This window comes from Paenibacillus sp. OK076 (assembly GCF_900110055.1).
GTDB lineage: Bacteria > Bacillota > Bacilli > Paenibacillales > Paenibacillaceae > Paenibacillus.
The window spans coordinates 2,985,412-3,009,574 of the sequence record NZ_FOCH01000001.1 but is presented as its reverse complement, the minus strand read 5'-3'; the positions used below and the strand labels follow the sequence as shown (position 1 = coordinate 3,009,574).

The window sequence follows — 24,163 nt, the reverse complement described above, 5'->3', positions numbered from 1 at the left end:
GATAATGGATGTAGCGCTTAGCAGGTTACCGAGCAAACTAACCATCACAATGTGGGATTTCTCCTGGTACACCATGACCTTACCGGGAGAACCATACAGCGACCTAGAGACGAGATTTAAGGAAGCGGTGGAGAGAGGCTACAATACAATCCGAATCTGTGCGATGCCCTTCTTATTGTTTACGGCGGAAGGCAAGCGGCCGGGCCCGTTACACTTCGGTAGTCTTGGTGAGATTGGACAGCGGACACGCTGGTACAACTGCCGGGGCGGGGCTGAGCTGGATGGGCATGCTCATTTGCTGGAGTTGTTCAGACAGGCCAAGGCCCATGGCTGTTATATCATGCTGTCTTCGTGGGAATATCAGCAGAGCCCAAGCTTCCTTGCCTTTCCCGGGTTGCGCGACGAACTGGCCGCCATCGCTCCGGAGAAGCGGTTTATGGCTATTGCCAAGTCTATGGATCAGCTTATCCGATATCTAAAAGAGGAAGGATACGATGAACAGATCATCTACGCAGAGCTGCATAATGAGGTGGAGTTTGGGCAATTGACTGCCGTTGGAACTGCTCAAGGTATTGTCCCGTCCAATGTGCCGGCTCTGGTGGAAGCCATGCAGCCTTACATTGAAGAAGCCATAGGTTATCTTAGAAGTGTGCACCCGGATATTCTGATGACAGCAAGCTATACACTAAATGAAGCCTATCCCAAATCCTATGTAGCGGGAAATTTACAGGTTGCGCATTTTCATCTCTATATCAAAGGGGTATTGAGTGAATTAACCGAAGCGGCAGGACTTGAGGGTGACCAGGCACCTTTTCCCGGCGCATTCGTCCAATCGCTCTTGAGTGAGGATGCGCCTCCATTTGAAGAGTACTCGCTACCCCGTGGCCAAGAATGGAGGATGGAAGGAAATCCGGTAGGGCTTAGACTGCTTTATCTGCATGACTGGGTGGAGCCAGACCGATGGGATCTTTTTTTATATGACAATTACAGTAAACATAAGCTGGCAATGCTGCAAAAGGCAGATATGCGCTTGGAGGAAGCTCATGAATGGGCGGCTCATTCCGGGTTGCCAGTCGTTATAGGGGAAGGATACGTTGGTTATACGCCGCTGTTAGCGGGATTCGAGGAGGGGCCTGTGGGGAAATTTATTGCAGAGTACGCGCTGCGAAAAGGAATGGCTCTGGGCTTCTGGGGAATGACTCTATGCTCTAACTGTGCACCGCATCATCCATTCTGGGATGATATCGCCTGGCAACAGAAATGGAACCGCTATATTCTTGATTCGAAATAGCAGTTATATTAGGCAGGAACCAAACTTGATCTGCGCCTCTTATCAGAAACGTCGTACATCAGAGGGAATACTTAACTATATTCGTACACTACGACTAAAGGAAGAAAATAAGAAAAAAAAGTCCAATATATGTTCCAGCCATTAAAATAGATAACTCTTCCCATTTCTTTAGCCACCCATTCGAGCAGCGTTAATGTAAAAGATGTGATTAGAATGGCTAGCCACGACTTGGCCTTTTTTTCAAGAATCATGTATATCATGAGGCATCCCGCAATAGGGTATATCCCTAAATCGAAAGGGAGCGCCGCATATGATTGGTTCCGGGTGTTCGGAAGGATATTCCAGAAAAAATTGAAGCCCGCACTGTTTAAACAAGCAGAGGTGGCTACTCCCAGCGGATAATAAGCTAAGAGGATGTTGAAGTTTCTACGTAAAATCCATCCACCAATTAAGATGGGGATAACTAAACCAAACATGACATTCCCCAGCATCGAATCACTCCCAGCGTTTTCATTTGCATAATTTCTTAGTATTCACCATATTTATGATTTCATAAGGGATACATCCTACTTTTGCATGATCAGGGTTAGCCAGAATCTTCTGGTTAGCCTTTTTGTCGATTGAATAACATGGTACTAGATGATAATGTAAATTAAGGGAGAGCTTCCTCATTGAAGGGAATGAGCCTTGGGGAGTTCGTCGATTTCTATGTCCGTGATCCATTTGGTAAGTTAATCAACATTCTTGCTTATAGACATGGCTGTTCAAATTAAAGCATTTTCTTTAAAAAGTATTGTTTATTGGCTTGAAGTATTGGTATTCTTTACTAGGAAGTTATGATGATTAAATATCTTAATTTCGAGGAGAACGCTGACATATAATTGAAACAGAGAGATTAATGTTTTTGTCCAAGTTAAAAGCAGATTATTCATCACTATTAACGGGGGGAAACAAGAATGATGAATGTTTTGTTGGTGGATGATGAGCCATGGGTACTGGAAGGTCTACGAACAATGGTAAATTGGAACAAATACGGTTTTCAAATTTGTGGAGAGGCCGAGAACGGAAATGCTGCTTGGGCCATTATTGAGGATCTTCAGCCAGACCTGGTATTTACAGATATTCATATGCCTTCCGTTAGTGGACTTGAGCTGATTGGCCGTTCGATGCAAAAACTAGCCAAACCGCCGCGATTTGTCATATTAAGCGGATACGATAGCTTCGATTATGCAAAAACAGCGCTGGAACAGCGTGTGGAGGATTATTTACTCAAACCCATTGATGAGGTTGAGATTGAAAACGTATTAGAACAGATGAGTCTTAAAATTCAGAACGAGCTTGTCTCAGAGAAATTGCATCAACACGAGCGTACTTTATATGTAAATTGTTTGTTCAACCGCCTGTTTCAAGGGGAGGACAGCAGCGAACTGCAAGCCGAAGTGGAAAGTTTATTGCAAATGGAGGGTCATGAGAACATGGCCTGTCTTTTAATTGAGACGGATTCATGCAATGAGGAAATACAGTCACACGTACAGCGTTTTGCAAGCGATCATCACTATGAATTTTTTATGGATGCTGAAGGAAGAATGGGTGTGTTTGCTGCTGAAATTGAAGATTCTTTGAGCTGGCTTGAGAGGTTAGGGGGAAACCTGTTTGAGATGTACTCCGATCATGCATCGATCATTATGGCATTTGGATATCATTCAGGTGGAGTAGGCGCTATGCGGACGGTATATGAAAAAGCATTATCTACGCTAAAATGGAAGCGTTATCAGAAAGGGAGCGGTATTTTTCACGATCAAGATTTGCCACGAAATGGTAGCATCGCAACCGTAAACCAAAAAGCTTTGACTAATCTGTTTAGAACTATTTTAACAGGTGAAGAGGATGGGCTGGAGAGAGGCGTGCAAGAGCTGCTTGCGAATCCAGACCGGGGGTTACCTGTGTCGGATATAGAATATGTTCGTGTACAATTGCTCGCCCTTGAAATGGGAGTTCTCAAGCAGCTGAAGGAGCTGGATGGAGATGTTGACAGGTTTGTGTTGCAGTTGCAACCTATGTTAGGAGGCTTAACCGATATTGACTCTTATCCTGCATTTCGGGAATATGCGCTTATATTAAGTCTCAACGCTTTGAGAGCTCTTCAGGAGCAGCGGAAAGAAAAAGAATGCAGCACGATTTTTCGTGTGGTGCAATATGTTAACCAGGAGTTTCGGGAGAAGCTGCAGCTCCAGGAACTTGCACAGAAATTTCATATGAATGCCAACTATTTGGGGCAAGCCTTCAAACAGCAGACGGGTAAGTCTTTTCGGGAATATCTGAATGATAAACGGATCGAGGAAGCCAAGAGGCTGCTTCGTCAGAGCTGTTCCAGCATAGCCGAAGTTGCGGTCCATTCAGGGTACCCCAATGCCGATTATTTTGTAAGTCAGTTCAAACGAATGACGGGGATGGCTCCTTCTGCATACCGGAAACAACTGTAGATACACTCGACAAGTAACAAATGAAGGATGGCGATGGAAGATATGCTTAAAAAAATCCGATTTCGCGGCATCGTGAACGATATTCCTTTGAACTACAAGTTTATGCTGATCTATGTTTTTGGTATTTTGCTTCCAATCATAGCAAGCAATTATTTGTTCATGGATCGGATGTCGGGGCTAATCAAGGAGCGGGAAGAACAGAATTTGCAAATCTCACTGGGGCGGGCCAGAAAGGATATTCACACCATGATTGACGGGGGGGTAGCTGTCAGTCACGCCTTAATCACGGACAAGCTGTTGTCTGAATCTATGGATCGTGTATACAATGGCCAGCTGGATTTCTACAATACATTCGACGAACAGCTGCGCCATCGGATGACTTCCTATATTCCCGTGAACAATCAGATTCAGCGAATCGGCATCTACACGGATAACCCAACCATTGTGTCAGGAGGGGACTATTATTATCTGGGCAGCTCAATGAAAACCAGTGCCTGGTACAGACAATGGGAAAAGGCAGGGGAAACACTAAGTGTGCTCGCTTATCGCGATCAGGCGGTGAATGATCGCGCGGCGACCTCGTCTTATTTTAGCGTGATTGAAAAAATGGACTATTACAACGCAGACAACTCTTACAAGAAGTTGGTGCGCATTGATTTTTACCTGAATCGGTTCTATGACGTTATTGCAAGAGAGAAAAGTTCGCTGGACCTGTATCTGGTCAACGCCGAGAATCAAATTATCGTGTCCACAGATGACAAGTATCAGGGCGAGGTAGGTAGTGATTATGCGTTATTCGATACGAGCAAGGCGGCAGACCAGGACCTACATATCGTCCCGATTGGCAATGCCAGCTATGTGAAAGGTTGGAAGCTCATTGGCGTGCCTCAGGAAACACGTGTCAAACAAGCAATGCTTTCCATGAAACTATATTACGGCATGCTGGCCGGTATCATTACTTTGGTTACCTCCATCTTCATCTATGTCATGCTGCGTTCATACAATTATCGAGTGAAGCGTCTGTCCAGACATATGCAAAAGGTGGGTAACGAGAAATTTGATCTGATCAACATTGATGGTGGACAGGATGAAATAGGTCATCTGATTCGTAATTTCAATATGATGACCGCACAGATCCATTCCTTGATCAATAATGTGTACAAGCTTGAAATTCAGCAGCGGAGCCAGGAAGCTGAGCGCATTCGCGCTGAGCTGAATTTGCTGCAAAGCCAAATGAATCCCCATTTTTTATTCAATACGCTCAATGCGCTGCTGGTGGTCAGCACCAAAAACAATTATGCGGATGTTAAGGATATTATCAAGGACCTATCCAAGCTGCTTCGCCGTCTGTTGAATTGGAAGGACGATGTGGTCACCCTGGAAGAAGAGATGAGTTTTACGGTCATGTATCTGGGAATTGAAAAATTCCGTTTTCGAGACAAGTTTGAATTTTACATTGATATTAGCGATGAGGCGAGTCAGTATAGAATTCCCAAAATGAGTATCCAGCAATTGGCCGAGAATGCATGTAAACACGGAATTCAGGCTATTGAGGGGCTCGGCTATGTGAAAATTAAAGCGGAAGTTGTGAGCGAGCGCCTGCGCGTCGTTGTATCTGATAATGGTAAGGGCATGAACAAGGAACGGTTACAAGAGGTTCTGTATCATATGCGAAGCAAGGAGGAGAGCGGGGAGAGTAATATTGGCATACGTAACGTATATCGCCGTCTTGAATTGTATTATGACGATAAAGTGAATTTTAACCTGGTGAGCAGAATAGGTGAGGGGACAGAGGTCTCATTCGAAATCCCGTTGCAACTGCTAGAGCATCAGGGTAAAGAGGGAGGTAGAGACAATGGCATTTAAAGTGCTGCTGATTGATGATGAACCATGGGCGCTAGAGGGCTTGGAGCTGGTGATTCCATGGGAAAGTCTTGGCTTTGAGGTAGGCGCTTTGTGCGGCAATGGTGCGGAAGGATTAAAACGAATGGAAGAGCTAAAGCCCGATCTTGTTGTGGTGGATATTCATATGCCAATCATGAATGGACTTGAAATGATTGAAGAATGGCGGCGTAGAGGTAACTGGTCGACCAAGTTCATTATTCTTACGGGGTACAGCGATTTTGAGTTTGCGCGAAAAGCGCTTAAATTCAAAGTTTCCGGTTATCTCTTAAAGCCATTGGACGAGGAACAGGCGGAGTCCGAAATTCGTATGATGGGCAAGGAACTGATGAAGGAGCAAGAGCAGCTTTATATTGGGCAGATCGCATTGAGAGAGCAGGAGATTTTGACAATGAAGGAGGCTTTATTAGGCAAAGTGCTGTCAGCAGAAGGGACTCAATTAATGGACTCACTGTCCCGGTCAGCTGAATCCTGGAATGTCTGCCTGGTTCAGGTGTCGGAGAAAGACTTTGGCCAGTGGAGCAGTCTTGCTTCAGAGGTTATGAACGGACGGCATGTTATTTATATCATTCGTATGCGAAATGATCTCGTATCTATTGTGTTCGGCGATGTTTCCCCCGGGCCGCAGAGAACGAGCGACAATTTAAGAAAACAATTAGAAGCACTGGCTCGCCGTCTGGCGGGCTTTCGTACATATATGGCGATTGGCTCAACCGAATCCTCTCTTCATCACATCAGCAACTCCCGTATAACAGCAGAGAAGGCGCTGCTGCACGCCTTTTATGAAGTGGAAGGGAACAGCATATTGGATTATACCGATCTCCAGAACCATGATTTTCAAAGGCATTACCAACAGGTTGAACTGATTGAGCGAGTGCTGGGAGCACTTCAGCTCATTGATTACAATAACTACCAGTCCGCTGTGGAGTTTATAGAGCAATCTTTTCGACAGATGCGGGTCCATCCGGATGAGGCTCGGAAATTTGTAATTTACCTTCTTCATGAAATTCGGGCTTACATGAGGGCGCAAATGGCTGAAGATTCAGAGAATTACCGTTTGTTCGAAATCCCGGATCTGGATGAAGCACTGTTAACCTTTGATGATTTGATCGGCATGCTGCATTCGTGCGGTAGAGTCTGCTTTGAGTTATTGCTTAAAGAGAGCGTATTCGAAGCGCAGGGTATTGTGCAGGATATCAACGACTACATACATGCGCATTTCCGGGAGGCATTGACGATTAAGATGCTGTCTGAACGTTTCTTCCTGCATCCGGCTTACTTAGGGCAACTGTTGATACGCAAAAATGGAATCGGCTTCAATGAACTGCTTCATAACCTGAGGGTTGAGGAGGCATGTCGGTTGCTACAGATGAATCAGTACAAAAATAGCGAGGTCTCGGAAAAGGTTGGATACGCCAATTACCATCATTTTTTAAAACAGTTTGAGAAACGCATGGGAATGTCTCCTACCGAATATAAGAAAAACGTCTAGCAACGTACCTTCTAGGAAGCCAGACCGCGTATCGTAGAAGTTTTTCTTGATATGTCAGGAAGCATTGCTCTGAAGTTTAACCATTTCAAGATATGATAAGAAAACCTGAGCTTTTCTCGGAAAGAGCTATAATTCGAATATAGTTTCCATGTAGATGTAAATTTATAATTAAATTATTCAAATGAAAGGGCTTTCATGCAGTAAGACCAAACTTTGGAGGTGCTTTATGGGGGACAACAAAAAATCATTCTTCCGTATGGGGGCAACGTTGTTATTGTCGTTGAGCGTTGTGCTAGCAGGTTGCTCAAGTGGCAATTCAGGCAGCGGAGAAGAGAGCAGTAAAGGTAGTGAGGTGGGGGCTGACAATCCGTTAGAAATCTCGGTATTCCTGAACGAGGCCGGACAACAGCCAACTGCTGACAACAAAATTTACAAAAAAATCAAAGATGAGCTTGGCGTTACATTCAAATTTGAATTTTTGGCCGGCGACAAAAACCAGAAGCTCGGCGTCATGATTGCAGGAGGAGATTATCCGGATCTCATCTCTGCGGATACCAAGCTGACAGCAGCCGGCTCGGTCATTCCGTTGGAAGACCTGATCGAGGAGCATGCGCCTAATCTGAAGAAGCACTATGAGAAGTACTGGAATCAGATGAAGGACCCTAACGATGGACACATTTACTACCTGCCAAACTACGGCGCATACAACGGCGAAGTGGCGGATACTTACTACAGCGGACCTGCCTTTTGGATTCAAAAAGCCGTGTTGAAAGAGTTCGGTTATCCGACGCCAAAAACACTGGACGAATACTTTGACTTGATCGCGAAATACAAGGAAAAGTATCCAACTATTGACGGCAAACCGACAGTCGGTTTCGAGGTATTGAACTATGATTGGAAAAACTGGGGCTTGCTGAACCCGCCGCAGCATTTGATCGGTCATCCGAATGATGGTGGAGTGGTCGTCAACGATGGCAAGGCAGAGATCTTTGCAGACAAGGATTATGCCAAAAAATACTATCAGAAGCTAAATGAAATCAATGCCCAAGGCTTGCTTGATAAGGAAGCGTTTGCACAGAACTACGACCAATATATGGCCAAATTGTCCAGTGGGGCCGTACTCGGCATGTTCGATCAACACTGGAATTTCCAAAGCGCGGAAGATTCACTTATAACGCAAGACAAAATTGAACGCACTTATGTAGGTTTCCCGCTTGTGTATGACAGCAGCACCAAAGACTATTATCGTGACCGCGCAGCACTGAATCTCAACAATGGTTTCGGTATTACCGTGAGTGCCAAAGACCCTGTAAAAATCCTCAAAGTGCTCGACAAACTGATGGAGGAAGAATGGCAGAAAACACTCACTTGGGGCATTGTGGATGAAGACTATTATGTCAATGAAGAAGGCCGCTTCATGAAGACACAAGAGCAGCGCGACAATGCAGCAGATGCTGCCTGGAAACTGGCCAATAAAGCAGATGCTTTCTATGGAACCGCACCGAAGATGGAAGGTTACTTCAGCGATGGCAACGCGACTTCAGCAAGCAATCAGCCGGAAGAATATCAAGCCAGCTTGAGACCGTTTGATAAGGAAGTTTTGGACGCCTACGGTTTCAAAAGCTATGTCGATTTCTTCAGTGCTCCACCAGAGAATCCGGTGACTTACCCTGCTTGGTCTGTCGATGTGGTAGAGGGATCTCCAGCCAAGATTGCCAATACGAAGTTGAACGAGTTGTCAACCAAATATTTGCCGAAAGCGATTTTGGCTAACACGTCTGAATTCGACAGTGTATGGAGCGAATACGTTTCCGAAATTCAAAAGCTGGATATCAAAACGTATGAAGATCGTATCAATGAAGTATTGCAGTGGAGAATCGATAACTGGTCTGTAAAGTAAGAAATTGCTGTCAGGAAGGAAGGATACCTTCCTTCCTGATTTTTTGAAGAACATATCGCTGGACGTTATTCCTTTCAATATAAAGATGGATAGGAGCCTGATATTATGGAGGAAATTGTAGTGGGTACCAAGCCGCTCCGCCCGAAGAAAAAACCGAAAATTAGGCGGATTACTTGGCAAAATATCAAAGCACAGAGACAGCTCATATGGATGTCGGTTCCTCTGCTTGCGTACATTATCATCTTTGCTTATGTACCTGTCTGGGGTTGGACGATGGCCTTTCAGGATTACAAACCGGCCAGAAGTTTCTCGCAACAAACGTGGGTAGGGTTCAAGCATTTTCAATTTTTGTTCACTGATGACAATTTCTTGCGCGTGCTTCGCAATACGCTTGCCATGAGTATCATCAACATGATTTTAGGTTTCGTTACAGCCATCGTTTTGGCCTTGTTACTCAATGAGATCAAGAAGATCATGTGGAAGCGGACGGTACAAACCATCTCTTATCTTCCTCACTTCTTATCATGGATTATCGTTACCGGCATCGTAGCGACATCGCTTGCTTCTGACGGCATTATCAACGATATCCTCATGAAACTGCACTTAATCAACGAGCCGATCTTGTGGCTGACGGAAGGGAAGTATTTCTGGGGCGTTGTTGCAAGTTCTCATATTTGGAAAGAAGTCGGATGGAGCACCATTATTTATTTGGCGGCCATGGCCTCTATTGATCCGGCACAGTATGAAGCTGCCGATATTGATGGAGCCAATCGATATCAAAAAATGTGGAATGTCACCTTGCCAGGAATCAAGCCTACCATTGTCATCCTGTTGATTATGTCGATTGGACATATTCTAGAAGCTGGCTTCGAGGTTCAGTATTTGCTGGGTAACGGGTTGGTTGTTGACTGGGCAGAAACGATTGATATCTTCGTGCTCAAATACGGGATTGCACAGGGCAACTATTCGCTCGCAACTGCAGGCGGAATATTCAAGACCGTGGTCAGCATTACAATGTTACTTGTAGCGAATTGGACCGCCAAGCGGCTTGGGGAAGAGAGGCTGTTATAATGACGAAAAAAACACCATTGTCTGGTTTAGGAAATACAGCGGCGCTTTCCGTTCGCCGCCCGGGTGGCAGAGGCATTGAACCGTTTCTGTTCAATACCTTTAACACGATCTTCATGGTTCTGTTGGTAATTGTGACGTTGTATCCATTTTTGAACACGATTGTGGTTTCGTTTAATGCAGGGAATGACACCATTCGAGGAGGCTTATATTTGTGGCCCCGCGATTTCACCATGCAGAATTACAAAGCCGTATTTGCATCAGGCACAATCTATAACGCATTTTTGGTTTCCGTTGCACGTACAGTACTATCTACCATTCTGAACATTTTCTTGACCACCATGCTGGCTTACACGCTGAGTCGGCGTGATTATATTTTCCGCAAGCTGATTACTACCATTTTTGTGCTGACGATGTATTTCAATGCAGGGCTAATTCCGGGGTACTTCCTGATGAAGGATCTGCATTTGATTAATTCCTTCTGGGTGTATGTCCTGCCTTCATTGATTAGTGCGTTTAACCTGATCGTCATTCGTACTTATATATACACGATCCCCGAAAGCTTGATTGAATCAGCCAAAATCGACGGAGCAGGAGATTTCAGAATTTTCTGGAGAATTATTTTTCCACTGTGCAAACCTGTGCTGGCGACTATTGCGCTCTTTGTCGCGGTCGGCGCGTGGAATTCCTGGTTCGATGCATTTCTGTACACGTCATCACGTCAAGAGCTCAGCACATTGCAATACGAACTGATGAAGCTGTTGTCTTCCAGTATGAACGCCAACAGTAATCCTTCCGTTGCCAACGGTGTGGGGGTGGAGCATTCAACACAGGTAACGCCAATTTCCATTCGTGCTGCTGTTACAATTGTCGCTTCTGTTCCGATCTTGCTGGTGTATCCGTTTATGCAAAAATACTTTGTCGTTGGACTAAATGTAGGGAGTGTGAAGGAATAGATGTCACAGATTCAATCACAACTGATCCGTTATGCCAATCCGATTCTTCCCGGATTCTATCCGGATCCCAGCATCGTGAAGGCGGAAGAATATTTTTACCTCATTTGCAGTTCATTTGAGTACTTTCCCGGAGTGCCGATCTTTCGGAGCCGGGATCTGATTCACTGGGAGCAGATTGGTAATGTATTGGACCGGGTCAGCCAGCTGGATTTGACCGGACAGAAAAGCTCGGACGGGATTTATGCTCCTGCACTGCGTTACCATAAAGGTACATTTTATATGATTACGACAGATGTGAGAGGCATCGGCAATTTCTACGTGACGGCAACCGACCCTGCAGGCCCCTGGTCCGATCCAATTCGCATTCCATTTGGTGGAATCGACCCTTCTCTGTTTTTTGACGACGACGGCAAAGTATACGTGACCGCTCAACAAGGCGCCGATTACGATTCTCATGCCATCCAGTACGAGATTGACATCACCACAGGTGAGGCGCTCTCTGAACCACAAGTTGTCTGGCATGGGGATGGAGGGCCATGGACCGAAGGACCGCATCTATACAAAATCAATGGGTTGTATTATATGATGTCTGCTTCAGGCGGGACGGCGAAGGAGCATCGTGAGATCATCGGTCGAAGCGATCGACCTTATGGTCCGTTCGAACGCTATCCTGAGCCCATCCTGACCCATCGCCATCTGGATCATCCCATTCAGTATTTGGGTCATGCCGATCTGGTGGAGGATCATCAAGGAGACTGGTGGGCCGTTTTCCTTGGCGTGCGTTTGACGGAGGACGGGTATAGCGTGCTTGGACGTGAAACCTTTCTCGCACCGGTCGTCTGGAACGATGGGTGGCCCCACATTGATAACAATGAAGGAATAGTGAGTCTGGATATGAAGGTCCAGCGTTTGCCAATGGCATCACCTTCTTTGTCCCAGAGTCATACAGCCATCGTTGTCGGAAGGGACGAATTCGACGGAGAACTTGGGCCGCAATGGATGTTTGTGCGCAACCCTTCAGAAGGGACATGCTCGCTTACGGAAAAACCAGGTTTCCTAACGCTGTATGGTCAGGCAGGAGGGCTTGGGGACGTAGGTCAGATTACGTTTGTTGGCCGCAGGCAGCAGCATATTCATGCCAGCTTTACGACCTGTCTGACATTCATGCCGGTTGCGGATGGAGAAGAAGCGGGACTGTGCGTTCGACGGGATGAGGATGCACACTATGAGCTTGGCATAAGCAGGTTGGATGGGCGAAACGTACTCTTTGCTCGCTTAACGGTGCGAGGAGAGTCGAACATGGTGCATGAGCGCGAGATTGGGACGGAGCAGTTATGGCTTCGAATTGAATCGACAGAGAAGGAATACAGATTGATATATTCTGAGGATGGACAGGACTGGACATTCTTGTGTGCAGGCTCGGCACGTGCCATATCTCCGGAGGATTTTGTACACAAAATGTGCTTTACCGGATCGGTGGTCGGACTATATGCTACCGGCAATGGTCAGGCAAGCAGCACACCTGCGTATTTTGATTGGTTCGAGTACTCAGTCTGATTCAGTCGCTAATAAACGATGCGAAAAAGGGAATTCAGAGGAGGGAAATCATGAGTTCGTTTCGAGAAGAGGCACCACTGAAGGAATTGTACAAGGATGCGTTCCACATTGGAGCAGCGGTGAATCCGAAGACGATTGAAAGCCAGCGTTCATTGCTTGCCTATCACTTCAACAGCCTGACGGCAGAAAATGAAATGAAATTCTCCAGTGTGCATCCACAGCAGGAACGGTATACGTTTGAGGATGCGGATATCATCGCTTCTTTTGCCAGAGAGCAGGGCATGGCGCTGCGCGGTCACACGCTGGTCTGGCACAACCAGACTCCGGATTGGCTGTTCGAGAATGAAACTGGGGGACAGGTGGAGCGAAGTGTATTGCTGGAGCGATTGAAGGCTCACATTCAAACCGTCGTTGGCAGATATAAGGACGTTATCTATGCTTGGGATGTTGTAAACGAGGTTATATCCGATGATGCGGATGACGAAAACGCATTCCTGCGCCCATCCAAATGGCTGGATATCGCCGGAGAGGATTTTATTGCCAAAGCGTTCGAATTCGCCCATGAAGCAGATCCGCAGGCGCTGTTATTCTATAACGATTATAACGAATCTGATCCGCATAAGCGGGAACGCATCTATCGGCTTGTTCGTTCATTACTCGATCAAGGCGTGCCGATTCATGGCGTTGGTCTGCAGGCACACTGGAATCTGTATGATCCGTCCCTGGAAGATATGCGCGCCGCGATTGAGCGGTATGCGCAGCTTGGCCTGCAGCTTCAACTCACCGAACTGGATGTGTCGGTATTTCGCTTTGAAGACAGGCGTACAGATCTCGTTCAGCCATCGCAAGAAATGCTGGAATTGCAAGCTGAGCGATACGAATCTATCTTCCGCCTTCTCCACGAATATAAGGAACATATTAGCGCTGTGACCTTCTGGGGGGCTGCCGATGATTACACCTGGCTCGATAATTTCCCTGTCCGAGGGCGTAAAAACTGGCCATTCCTGTTCGATGAGCTTCATCGTCCGAAGGAAGCCTATCAGCGCGTTGCGCGAATCGCTGTACCCAAGTGAGGTGAACGGATTAATATCGTTTAACCCCTAGCAGTCTCGAAGAACTGTCCGAGGCTGCATATCTTTTGGAAGGAGCTATTTGTATGAGCGAATTGCCTAAACCGCATCAACCTTTAGTTACGCATATATTCACTGCTGATCCTTCAGCGCATGTGTTCGAGGATCGCATTTATATTTATCCATCCCATGATCTGGATCACGACGGTCCGGTGAATGACAACGGAGATCAGTACAAGATGGAGGATTATCATGTGCTGTCTATGGCGGATATAGATTCACCCGTGACGGATCATGGCGAAGCACTGCATGTGAAGGATGTCCCTTGGGCGTCCAGTCAGATGTGGGCCCCGGATGCTGCGTATAGAAAAGGCACCTATTATTTGTTTTTCCCGGCTCGGGATCATGATGGCATTTTCCGCATTGGCGTGGCTACGTCTTCTTCTCCGGCAGGACCATTCAAGCCGGAAGAGCAATATATTCAGGGAAGTTTCAGCATTGATCCCGCTGTGTTCGTGGACGATGATGAGCAGGCTTATATGTTCTTTGGCGGGTTGTGGGGTGGACAGTTGGAGAAATATCAGACTGGAAGCTACATCGAACATGCGGAAGGACCTGCTCCAGATGCTCCGGCGATCGGACCAAGAGTTGCGAAGTTGAGTGAAGATATGCTCTCAATGGCGTCGGAGGCGTTGGAGATATCCATCGTGGATCAGGAAGGAAAGCCGCTGACGGCTGGGGACGAGGATCGCAGATATTTTGAAGGACCATGGATGCACAAGTATAACGGGAAATATTATCTGTCTTACTCCACAGGAACGACGCACAAGCTGGTGTACGCCATCGGTGACAATCCCATGGGGCCGTTTACGTTCCAAGGCACGATTTTGCCTCCGGTCATGGGCTGGACAACGCATCATTCGATTGTACAATTCCGGGAGAAGTGGTATTTGTTTTATCACGACTGCTCCCTTTCCGGCGGCATCGATTACAAGCGCTGCGTAAAATTTGCCGAGTTGACGTACAACCCGGATGGCACCATTCGCATGATTGAACCATACCCAGAGAAGTGAAATGGGACCCCGTGTCTTTCACTTAACCGTGGATCCGTGCTGAAACAGCAGTGATATTGTATCGTACCTTACAGTTGTAATCGGGAAAGATTCTATAAAGCAATTAAATTAACTAAAACTCCGTGCCAAAGCACGGAGTTTTAGTTTTATTATGCAAGTAGGTTGAATCAGATTAACCTGGTTGCTGCGAACCGTTAAACCACACGGATTTGATCGACAAGGTATCCGAGATATCAGTGGTTGGATCACCATCTACGAGAATAAGATCAGCACGCGCACCTTCGGTAATACGGCCGCGATCGTGAAGTCCAAAGCAACGGGCCGGTTTCGAAGTGGCCGACTGAAGAGCTTCGATCGGAGTGAACCCAGCCTTGACCAGCAGCTGCATTTCATGGTGGACACTTGCCCCATGAGCAAGGCCGCCAAGGTTTGGAACGGGAACTGGCGCGACATCCGTCCCTACCAGAATATCAACACCGGCTCGGTGAAGGTCCATCACATTCTGAAAGCTGTTCTCCATATTGCCCTGAGGGAACGTATTGAAGCTTGAGTTCAAAATATCGATCCAGTCTGGGCTTAATTTGGAATGAACACGGGGATCATTGGCCAAGTCGGATGCCGGATTTCCGATAATCGATGAATTCAACACCAAGCACGGTGTAACAAAAGCGCCTGAACCAGCTATGGATTTCACTAACTCGGAGGTGTACTCCGGTCTGTCGATAAACAAGTGGCCCAAACCGTCGACCCCAAAATCAATGGCTTGTTGCGATGAAAGGGCCGTCAAGACGTGGGCGATGACCAGCTTCTCGAACTTGTGGGCTTCGGTCACGGCTGTTTTTAGAATCTCATCGGTTAATACAGGCAGGCCAGGTGCACCCATGACTGTTCCTTCTTCAATCATGATCTTAATATAGTCGGCCCCATTCTCTACTTGGGTATGGACATGTTTAATCGCTTCTTCGACTGTTGTCACTTGCGGTATTTCATCGTGATCGTGAGCGTATGCAGCTAACATTGCTTCGCGATCTTCTTCCGATAACTTCTCTAGTTCCTTTAATACAAATTCAGGTATTTCATCTCCATCCGGAAGTAATTCATCCGGATGTCCGCCCGGAGCGGTGATCGCTGTGCCAGCAGAACGGACATCTGCGATGTCATTCACGTTTTTCAATTGAATTTCGCGCCCTCGTTTAGTAAAATCACCGTTCATTTCGAGTTCAGTGGTAACGCCGAATTTTAGAGCATCTCGTAAACCGCCGATGGAAGTGTGGACATGCGCATCAATCAGACCAGGCATTAAAGTCGCATTTTCTCCATCGATAATCGTTGCATCATCCGGAAGGTCTCCACCGACTGAAACGATAGACTCCCCTTTAATGACGACATGTCTGGGCGCAATGATTTGCTCTCCATCAAAGATACGTACATTTGTAATCGCCGTAACTTGTTCTAACGCAGCATTTTGAGTTACCTTCTCCATTTGAAATCCTCCCAAGTGTTTGTTTGTGAACAATTCGAATCATAACTGTTAGTTTTCTAACTGTCAACAAGCTAATGTTTTTTTGACAAGCCAATAGGATCGCTGTATAGTTTATTTACTTACAATTAGATTCCTAACAATCACTGGGGGGACGATTATGAAATCCCGAAAGGAAACACCTTATCTGGATTTATTTCAGATTATCGGTCTTAAGTTAAAGAAAAGAGCGGACGAGAGTATAAAAGAGCTGGGCTTAAACGCTCAACAAGGGAAAGTAATCGATTATATTTACGAAAACCAAAATAGTCATATTATTCAAATGGATCTCGCAGATCGGTTTCATCTAAGTCGGCCCAGCATTACAAGTATGCTTCAAGCTCTAGAGCAAAAAGGGTTAATCGAGCGTAAAATCCCTGCCAATAATGAACGACAAAAAAACATATACGTACTGCCAAAAGCGGTTGAACTGATTGAAGACTTCCAAGACTCTTTCCAAAAGGTGGAGGAAGAAATCGTTCAAGTCCTTACCGACGAAGAGAGGCAAGTATTAAAGAAATTATTGATCAAAATTAATGAGACGATATAAAGAAGGCGATATTTAATTCGCTTGTATTGCGCTCCAACAACCGTCTCTGGTTATCGTCAATGAAATGATTATCCGCCTATTGATCCCACGACCGGCAAAGTGACCCCAGATAGAACGGGTCGGACTAAACTCAGCCTTAGTGAAAGCTCGTTACTGCATGCAAAAAATGAAAAGGGGCCGAGATGACATTATGGTTTACCATAAAATGTCATCTCGGCCCCTTTTACACGTCTCCCACAGTTATTAAAAATGACCAGATGTGAGCATTCGTTCTCTGGAAAGACGTGTGAGCGATAGCACAACTTCCTGTGCGGAGTCATAATCCTGATTCGACAATGCCTTCAGCGTATCCCTATTAATCCCAATGGCACTATAATGTTTGATATGAGGAGTAAGCTTGAAACGTACGATGGCATACATACACAGCTTATCTTTAAAGGAATCAAATGTACTGAGCATTACGCCGTTTCCGAGTGATGCTAGAATTTCTCGCATAAATAAAAAATGATGCTCTATATAAGAGGCATAGTCATTATTTTGTTCTGCGACCCGTTGTAATTCCACATGGACAGAAAGTGATTCGAGATTGACATTAATGTCTCTTTTCTCATCTTTCATTGCCTGAAAACAGTAAAAGAGCATCGATTGAATTTGTTCATTGAGATCAAGAAATTCAATTACGCTCACTTCCTTGACGAGCACTCCACGATTTTTGAGCGCAACAATATATCCTTCCGATTCAAGACGGGCTATAGCATGACGGACGGGTGTTCGGCTCATTTGAAATTCTTCTGCCAGTTCATTCTCTGAAAGCAATGTTCCCGGCATTAGCTCGCCGCTAACCATTCGTTCACGAAGAAGCAGATAAGCTGTATCTGCCAGCGAGTTTGTTTTCATATATGTATTTCCCTTCTATCCTGACGTAGATTCACTTTACCAGTCTTCTTAAAACTAATCTGTGCTATTCCATAGTAACAGTACATGAAGAGGGGCTGCAACCTATCTGAACATTTTACAAATTTCCTGATATTGTGACACATTCTTCTTACATTCAACTTGTATCCTACTTGTGTACCGATAAGTCAAAACATCGATTTTAGGAGGCTCACATGTTGGAAACGAATAAACGCAAAGGTCATCTAGGTTTGATTTTTTCTCTTGTGCTCGTGCTTGTCATCCTGTCTGGTTGTGGAACCACCGCAAATTCAAGCGAAGGTGAGGCTGGAATGCCGGAAGTGATTCGAATCGGAATTATGCCAAGCGAAGAAGGCGAGATGAACCGTTCACAGGAACAACTTGCAAAAGATATTACCGAAGCAACCGGTATCCCTGCTGAAATATTTGTAGCTGAAGATTATAACATGGTTATTGAAGCCCTGCGTGCAGGCAAGATCGAAATCGGACTAATCGGACCATTCGGGTACATCATCGCTACGGAACGCGCCAATGCGAAACTGCTCGTTCGGTCTGAGAGTGATCAACAATCCAATACGGTAATCCTTGTCCGTAATGACTCCCCTTATCAAAGCGTAAAAGATCTTAAAGGAAAGGATTTCTTATTTGCAGATCCGGCATCAACCTCGGGAAATTTGTATCCACGTGCCACACTGATGAAAGAGCTTGGTTTATCGAATAAAGAATTGGATTCCTTTTTTGGCAGTGTAGCGTTCTCAGGTGGACATGACAAATCGCTGCTTGCATTGGCTAACGGCAGTACTGACGCGATCGGTACATCGAGTCTCATGCTGCCAATGATGGCAGAGTCGGGACTGGTAAAAGAGGAAGATTTCCGCGTCATTGCTGAATCCGACCCTATCGTTGGAGGAGCACCATTGCTATATCGTCAAGACTTGCCAGAGGAATTAGTTAAACAACTGCGTGAGCTTATGCTGGAATATCACACGAAAAATCCTGGTTTCTTGGAAAGTGTTGGGGCCGCCCGTTTTGTAGAAGGAAGTGATAGTGACTTTGATCCGATTCGACAGGTTGCCAAAGATCTCGATATGTCTCCTGAGGAGCTGCTGAGAAAGTAGATTTCAGAAATGAGAGATAAGGAGGATTTTATTATGACACTTTTACAAGTGGAAGGGTTATCTAAAGTATATCCCGACAGAACAAAAGCGCTCGATAACATAAACCTGCAGATCAACCAAGGTGAGTTCGTCGTTGTTATTGGACCAAGCGGTGCGGGGAAGAGTACACTGCTGCGCAGCCTGAACCGCATGATCGAACCAACCAACGGAAAGATCCAGTTTAAAGGCCGTGAAACCGTAGGAATCAAAGGCAAAAAGCTGCGTGAACTGCGTCGCCACATGGGCATGATTTTTCAGGGATACAATCTTGTTACTCGTGTGTCTGTTCTTAAAAACGTACTTCATGGCCGATTAGGATACATGAATGCATTTAAGGGAGCCCTGGGCTTATACTCCAAAGCAGATACGGAAGCCGCGAAGGGGATGCTGCAGCGTGTCGGCCTATTTGAGCAGATGTACAAGCGGGCAGATGAGCTTAGTGGTGGTCAGCAGCAGAGGGTGGGCATAGCCCGGGCTCTCTCCCAAAAACCGGATTTGATTCTGGCGGATGAACCCATAGCGAGTCTGGACCCTGCTTCCTCGGAGACGATTATGCATTATTTGTATACGATCTGCAAAGAGGAAGGGATTGCCTGCCTATGCAATTTGCATCAGGTGGATATCGCCAAGAAATACGCTACTCGTATTATTGGTATCCATAAGGGGACGAAGGTATTTGACGGAACACCCGAAGAGCTTACGGACGATATGATCCGGCTAATCTACAACCAGACCAGTCCTAAAGTGAAGGAGACAGCCTGACATGAATGCGGTACAGATACAATCCGCCCGAAAAATGAAACGTGCTCAGACGATATTGTTTTTTATTGTGTTACTGGGTCTCATTATTTGGTCATCAATAGGTGCAGAATTTTCGTTTGGTGCCCTGTTCTCGGGGATAGGTGAAAGCTTCCGTTTTATATTTTTCGATTTTCTTCCACCTGATTTTTCATCGCTTTCCCAGCTTATTGAACCTGCCTTGCAGACCCTTTATATGAGTGTGGTTGCGATGGTAATTGGATCGGTTATCGCGGGGATGTTGTCTTTTCTTGCAGCGGCAACAACAAGTCCTCATCCTTACCTGCAAATAGGTGTTCGAGCAGCTACCTCGCTGTTTCGGAATATTCCGGTACTCATCTGGACCATTTTGCTGGTGGCAGCATTCGGATTGGGTGCAGTTGTTGGCACGATGTCCCTGATTCTAATCTCGATCGGTATGCTGACTCGTTCCTTTGCCGAGGTGCTTGAAGAGATTGACATGGGGCAGGTGGAAGCCGTTCGGGCGGCTGGTGGGAGTTATTTTCAAGTGTTGTCTCAAGCTGTAGTTCCTCAATTCTTACCCGGATTTATCGGCTGGAGCCTGTACAACTTTGAAATCAACGTACGCGCCTCTACGATTGTCGGAATGGTTGGAGGCGGAGGTCTTGGATTTATTTTGCAATCGAAATTGAAATTGTTCCAGTACCAAGAAGCAAGCATGGCGGTTCTACTCGTGCTCGTTATCGTCCTCATCGTTGAAATGATCACCAATCGCGTAAGGGAGCGAATTATATGAGTATGCAAATGAATGATTTTAAACCATCCTTTACTGTGCTCACTTCAATGGCAGAACCGCCTAAGCCGAAAAAAAACAAGCTGGTTACGATGGGGCTGCCGCTTATCGCCGTTCTGTTTGTGTTCAGTCTTGTTCAGCTTCATTTCGACTATTCCAAAATCGCACAAGGCTTTACGAAGCTTGGCGGTTACATGGGTACCATGTTTCCTCCTGATGTCTCGGCTTGGCGCCATGTTTTGCTTGCTGCCATAGAATCGTTGCAAGTCGCCATTATCGGATCGGTGCTGGGGATTGTCGTCGCTTTCTTCCTGTCCTTTTTAGCTGCGAGCAATTTGACGCCACATCCAATGATCGCCTGGATCATCCTAAGCGCTGCATCTCTGCTTCGGGCGATTCCTACAATCGTGTGGGCTCTTATATTTATCGTGTCCGTCGGTCTTGGACCGCTTCCCGGTGTTCTTGCAATTGCCGTTTCTGCATCAGGCATGCTTGTTAAGGTGTTTGCCCAGTCCCTTGAAGAAATGGACAAAGGCGTGCTCGAAGCTATGCAGTCTACCGGTGCCAGCTGGCTGCAAATTGTCATGCAAGGCATTTTGCCAACCGTAAAAACAGCCTTCATTGCCTGGTGTGTGCTGCAACTGGAAGGAGGTATCGCTGAATCTACTATTCTCGGCGCAGTTGGTGCGGGCGGTATCGGATATGAAATGACTCATGCGATGAAATCATACAATTTCGCAGCCGCTTTGTTTGTGGGCTTGGTCGTTTTTGTTATGGTATTCAGTGTTGAATTCGTGGCAAACCGCTATAAAATGAAACTCAAAATACGACAGAACTAAGTTGAAATATCATCACAGAAGCGAAAGCTCTATGAGGAGGAAATATGATGTCAACATTTAAACCACTTTTACAAGGTCCACTAGTACAGGCAAAATACAGCGACAATAACGTAATTACCCTTGTTTGGAATGCTGCAGAGAATGTAGAAGCAGAGGCGATCTACCATTCCAATCAGCCGGAATTCGATGAACTCAGCAGTACACTGCTCGAGGTACATATCGAGCCTATTGGAGCAACTTTTACAAGAACACTGTCGCCTGGCCGCAGCTATTATCAAGTGAAGTTCAAGGACGGTTCTGTGTCTACGATACAAGATCGTATGATTTATACGGATGGCATTATTAATTTCCGTGATATGGGCGGATATCACACAGAAGATGGACGAACTACCCGATGGGGCATGCTGCTGCGTTCTGCTGATCTGTATGAGCTCAGTGACCAGGATCTTCAGACTACTGAAGCTCTCGGCATAGATTGGGTTTGTGATCTGCGTAGCGAATTCGAAGTGGCGAGTCGTCCAAGCCCTGTAATCGGAAGAGCAATGAACTCGAACATTCCTTTTATGGCAGAAGCAAACCCGGAAGAAATGCAGAAGATTGCGTTTGACTTAAACGTAGGCTATAAAGCTATGATTTTAAATACGGAAAAATGTTCGCTTATCCTTCAGGAGCTATTAAAAGAAGGTCGCAGCACCTCCTTGTTCCACTGCGCCGCAGGTAAAGATCGGACAGGTGTAGTATGTGCAGTTATCCTTCTTACCTTGGGCGTACCTCGGGAGGTAGTTATTGAAGACTACGAGCTAACGAATCTAGCGGTGGACGGGCTTATGCAGCGATTCCTGTCGGATACTAACAAAGTGTATATGGACCAGATGCCTGAATTAGAGGGCAATATTCCGGATATGATGAAAGCAGCCTTTATACAGGCTGCGCTTGAGGCCATTGATGAGAACTATGGTTCTTTCGAAAAATATCTTCACGAGGGACTTGGCATTACGGAGCAAGAAAGAAATTCGCTTCAAAATAGATATTTAGTTTGATAGTAGATTTAACGCTATGCATACCAGTAGATTGAACTAATGAGTGGGATAGTTTAAGCTTATTCACACTGGTTTATTATAGATCGTATTTAAACACATTAAAAAGCCGATTCTTTCCTTATGGAGGAATCGACTTTTCTTTATCAAAAAAACTCTTTATCAAAAAAACATGATGACAATCCAATTAAATTGAAACAGGGTGGGGAAATGGATAAGGGATTTACATTAGCCAGTCAACTATTAACGCTGCTTGATACAGAACAAAGATGGTTTACTTTGGCCGAAGTTGAAAAGAGTCTAGGTATCTCAGATAAAACCATACGTAAGATGGTTGAAGAAATCAGCAAGCAATTACCCCCTACGGTTACCATAGAAGTTTCTAGAGGAAAGGGAATCGTTCTTCGGCGTGATGGACGAAGTGAGACGATGAGTGAAGTCATTTCTACGATGTTCAGACAAACCATTTTTTATCGACTGATGAATGTATTGTTCACGAATATGGATCGACTGTCCGTGGAGGAGCTAGCCGGAGTTATGTTTATGAGTACCTCATCGTTGAAGAAACTGATTGTACAATTAAATAATAATGACCTAAAAGCGTATAAGTTACGCATTACGTATTCAACCCCGACAATTAAAGGGAATGAAATGAATATTCGATATTTCTATTGGAAGTTATATTGTGATGCGTATGAGTTCACAGGATGGCCTTTTGCGAATGTCGATTTTGCATATATCAATCAATTAATTACGAATACAGAGAATGAGAAAAATATTGTGTATTTTATCAATTCCAAACGGAGATTGTCTTTTTTGTTGGCCATTGTTGTGGAAAGAGTAGCTAAAGGGAAATGCTTAAAAATCGACGAAAGTGCTTACCCCTGGGAAAAGGGAATGTTTTATATGCCCGTGAAGACCCTTGCAAAGATTCTAGAAGAGAAGTTTTCCATTCATTTTCCCCATAGTGAAATCTGCTTTGTGCAATCCCAGGTTAGTCTCAGCCAATATCATTATTATGAAGGATCTGAAATTACGCCGATGAAAGAAGTCGAATTGCATAAAGACAAAGAAGAATATCAAATGGGGAATCTGCTTCTAAAGCTACTGGCCAACGTATACCCCAACTTGGAGATGGAAGAACGATTTCTATTGGAGATATACGCATTCTTTGACAAGTTATTAATCGATAATGCAATTCCTGAATGGATGATGATATCGAAAAGTAATTTAACGGCGTACGTTCAAAAGGAATGCCAGCAGCTTTATCAAGAACTGCAAACTTGTATGCAAACGTGGAGTAAAGCTTATCCAGCCGTTTTGTATAATCATTTTCATTTAACCAAGCTAACCTTAATTGTTCGTTCCAGTTTACGTTATAAAAGGAAAAGGGCCTTCTTGGTGATTGGAGAAGAATTTTCAATTCGTCATTACATAGCGGATTTGATCAAGAAGGAAATTGGGGATCAGCTGATCATCAATACTTCCATAATGAAAGGGCTCTCCGACGAAATGATGCAGAAACATCAGATTGATTTTGTCATTAGTAATATCCCGGTAACATTGCAGACCGTGCCTGTTGTTATTATTTCTACGATCCCGTCTAAAAGAGATCTGGACAATATTCGTAAAGAACTGCTTTTATAATTTGATCAATTATTTCCCGTATCCTCCGTAAGATTTTGGTCTAGTTTGTTATGCTGAAAAATCTTATGCTCAATGTACTTTCCGAACTGATTTTCTGAAGACAACGGAAGAGATTTCGGTAAGACGGGTTCAACATTGAAAGTAGGAGGCAGAAA

General features: G+C 45.2%; 20 protein-coding genes. 17 read left to right on the top strand and 3 right to left on the bottom strand.

The genetic code is table 11. The features are described 5' to 3' along the window. The first annotated feature begins 4 nt into the window (after positions 1-4). Complete coding sequence (locus BMY78_RS13235; RefSeq protein WP_090899184.1) at positions 5-1,291, top strand: cellulase-like family protein; 1,287 nt, start codon at positions 5-7, stop codon at positions 1,289-1,291. A gap of 71 nt (positions 1,292-1,362) precedes the next feature. Here BMY78_RS13235 and BMY78_RS13230 read toward each other — a convergent pair whose 3' ends face one another. Continuing rightward, the gene (locus BMY78_RS13230; protein ID WP_090899181.1) at positions 1,363-1,782 is read right to left on the bottom strand and encodes a CBO0543 family protein; all 420 of its coding nucleotides are present in this window, start codon (positions 1,780-1,782) and stop codon (positions 1,363-1,365) included. Positions 1,783-2,247: 465 nt separating this feature from the next. Here BMY78_RS13230 and BMY78_RS13225 point away from each other — a divergent pair, with 465 nt between their 5' ends. The 9 genes from BMY78_RS13225 (at position 2,248) to BMY78_RS13185 (ending at position 14,792) form a co-directional block, all read left to right on the top strand. Continuing rightward, the gene (locus BMY78_RS13225) at positions 2,248-3,774 is read left to right on the top strand and encodes a response regulator transcription factor (protein ID WP_090899178.1); all 1,527 of its coding nucleotides are present in this window, start codon (positions 2,248-2,250) and stop codon (positions 3,772-3,774) included. A gap of 42 nt (positions 3,775-3,816) precedes the next feature. Beyond that, on the top strand, positions 3,817-5,640 hold the full coding sequence (locus BMY78_RS13220) for a sensor histidine kinase (protein ID WP_256222096.1): 1,824 nt from the start codon (positions 3,817-3,819) through the stop codon (positions 5,638-5,640). Then, positions 5,630-7,168 (top strand): response regulator transcription factor, encoded by a 1,539-nt coding sequence (locus BMY78_RS13215; protein WP_090899172.1) that lies wholly within the window; start codon positions 5,630-5,632, stop codon positions 7,166-7,168. Before BMY78_RS13220 ends, BMY78_RS13215 begins: the two co-directional genes overlap by 11 nt. A 226-nt stretch (positions 7,169-7,394) precedes the next feature. After that, the gene (locus BMY78_RS13210; protein WP_090899169.1) at positions 7,395-9,068 is read left to right on the top strand and encodes a type 2 periplasmic-binding domain-containing protein; all 1,674 of its coding nucleotides are present in this window, start codon (positions 7,395-7,397) and stop codon (positions 9,066-9,068) included. 105 nt (positions 9,069-9,173) lie between these two features. Next, the gene (locus BMY78_RS13205) at positions 9,174-10,139 is read left to right on the top strand and encodes an ABC transporter permease (protein WP_090899167.1); all 966 of its coding nucleotides are present in this window, start codon (positions 9,174-9,176) and stop codon (positions 10,137-10,139) included. Next, positions 10,139-11,092, top strand: coding sequence for a carbohydrate ABC transporter permease (locus BMY78_RS13200; RefSeq protein ID WP_090899164.1), 954 nt, complete (start codon positions 10,139-10,141; stop codon positions 11,090-11,092). Before BMY78_RS13205 ends, BMY78_RS13200 begins: the two co-directional genes overlap by 1 nt. Next, positions 11,093-12,649 carry a glycoside hydrolase family 43 protein gene (locus BMY78_RS13195; RefSeq protein WP_090899161.1) on the top strand — a complete coding sequence of 519 codons (1,557 nt, stop codon included), beginning with the start codon at positions 11,093-11,095 and terminating at the stop codon, positions 12,647-12,649. A 50-nt stretch (positions 12,650-12,699) separates the two neighbouring features. Continuing rightward, the gene (locus BMY78_RS13190) at positions 12,700-13,722 is read left to right on the top strand and encodes an endo-1,4-beta-xylanase (protein WP_177185734.1); all 1,023 of its coding nucleotides are present in this window, start codon (positions 12,700-12,702) and stop codon (positions 13,720-13,722) included. 83 nt (positions 13,723-13,805) lie between these two features. After that, positions 13,806-14,792: a glycoside hydrolase family 43 protein gene (locus tag BMY78_RS13185; protein ID WP_090899158.1), complete on the top strand. Its 987-nt coding sequence runs from the start codon at positions 13,806-13,808 to the stop codon at positions 14,790-14,792. Positions 14,793-14,964: 172 nt separating this feature from the next. On the opposite strand, the gene BMY78_RS13180 is transcribed toward BMY78_RS13185, so the two are convergent. Further along, on the bottom strand, positions 14,965-16,275 hold the full coding sequence (locus BMY78_RS13180) for an amidohydrolase family protein (RefSeq protein WP_090899155.1): 1,311 nt from the start codon (positions 16,273-16,275) through the stop codon (positions 14,965-14,967). Between the two features lie 157 nt (positions 16,276-16,432). Between BMY78_RS13180 and BMY78_RS13175 the strand changes: the two genes are divergently transcribed. Next, entirely contained in the window at positions 16,433-16,861 is a 429-nt protein-coding gene (locus BMY78_RS13175; protein ID WP_090899152.1) for a MarR family winged helix-turn-helix transcriptional regulator, read from the top strand. A gap of 243 nt (positions 16,862-17,104) precedes the next feature. Here the strand turns inward: BMY78_RS13175 and BMY78_RS13170 are convergent, their stop codons facing one another. After that, the gene (locus tag BMY78_RS13170; RefSeq protein WP_090899149.1) at positions 17,105-17,758 is read right to left on the bottom strand and encodes a GntR family transcriptional regulator; all 654 of its coding nucleotides are present in this window, start codon (positions 17,756-17,758) and stop codon (positions 17,105-17,107) included. Positions 17,759-17,970: 212 nt separating this feature from the next. Here BMY78_RS13170 and BMY78_RS13165 point away from each other — a divergent pair, with 212 nt between their 5' ends. The 6 genes from BMY78_RS13165 to BMY78_RS13140 all read left to right on the top strand — a co-directional run bounded on the left by BMY78_RS13165 (position 17,971) and on the right by BMY78_RS13140 (position 24,008). Beyond that, positions 17,971-18,894, top strand: a complete 924-nt coding sequence (locus BMY78_RS13165; RefSeq protein ID WP_090899147.1) for a phosphate/phosphite/phosphonate ABC transporter substrate-binding protein — start codon at positions 17,971-17,973, stop codon at positions 18,892-18,894. A gap of 33 nt (positions 18,895-18,927) precedes the next feature. Then, complete coding sequence (gene phnC, locus BMY78_RS13160; RefSeq protein WP_090899144.1) at positions 18,928-19,695, top strand: phosphonate ABC transporter ATP-binding protein; 768 nt, start codon at positions 18,928-18,930, stop codon at positions 19,693-19,695. 1 nt (position 19,696) lies between these two features. After that, positions 19,697-20,488 carry a phosphonate ABC transporter, permease protein PhnE gene (phnE, locus tag BMY78_RS13155; protein WP_090899141.1) on the top strand — a complete coding sequence of 264 codons (792 nt, stop codon included), beginning with the start codon at positions 19,697-19,699 and terminating at the stop codon, positions 20,486-20,488. Next, positions 20,485-21,324, top strand: a complete 840-nt coding sequence (phnE, locus tag BMY78_RS13150) for a phosphonate ABC transporter, permease protein PhnE (RefSeq protein WP_090899138.1) — start codon at positions 20,485-20,487, stop codon at positions 21,322-21,324. The genes phnE (BMY78_RS13155) and phnE (BMY78_RS13150) overlap by 4 nt, the downstream gene beginning before the upstream one ends. 44 nt (positions 21,325-21,368) lie before the next feature. Further along, positions 21,369-22,364 carry a tyrosine-protein phosphatase gene (locus BMY78_RS13145; RefSeq protein ID WP_090899135.1) on the top strand — a complete coding sequence of 332 codons (996 nt, stop codon included), beginning with the start codon at positions 21,369-21,371 and terminating at the stop codon, positions 22,362-22,364. Positions 22,365-22,484: 120 nt separating this feature from the next. After that, positions 22,485-24,008: an AcpB/EbpR/MafR family transcriptional regulator gene (locus BMY78_RS13140; RefSeq protein ID WP_256222093.1), complete on the top strand. Its 1,524-nt coding sequence runs from the start codon at positions 22,485-22,487 to the stop codon at positions 24,006-24,008. Positions 24,009-24,163 lie beyond the last annotated feature (155 nt).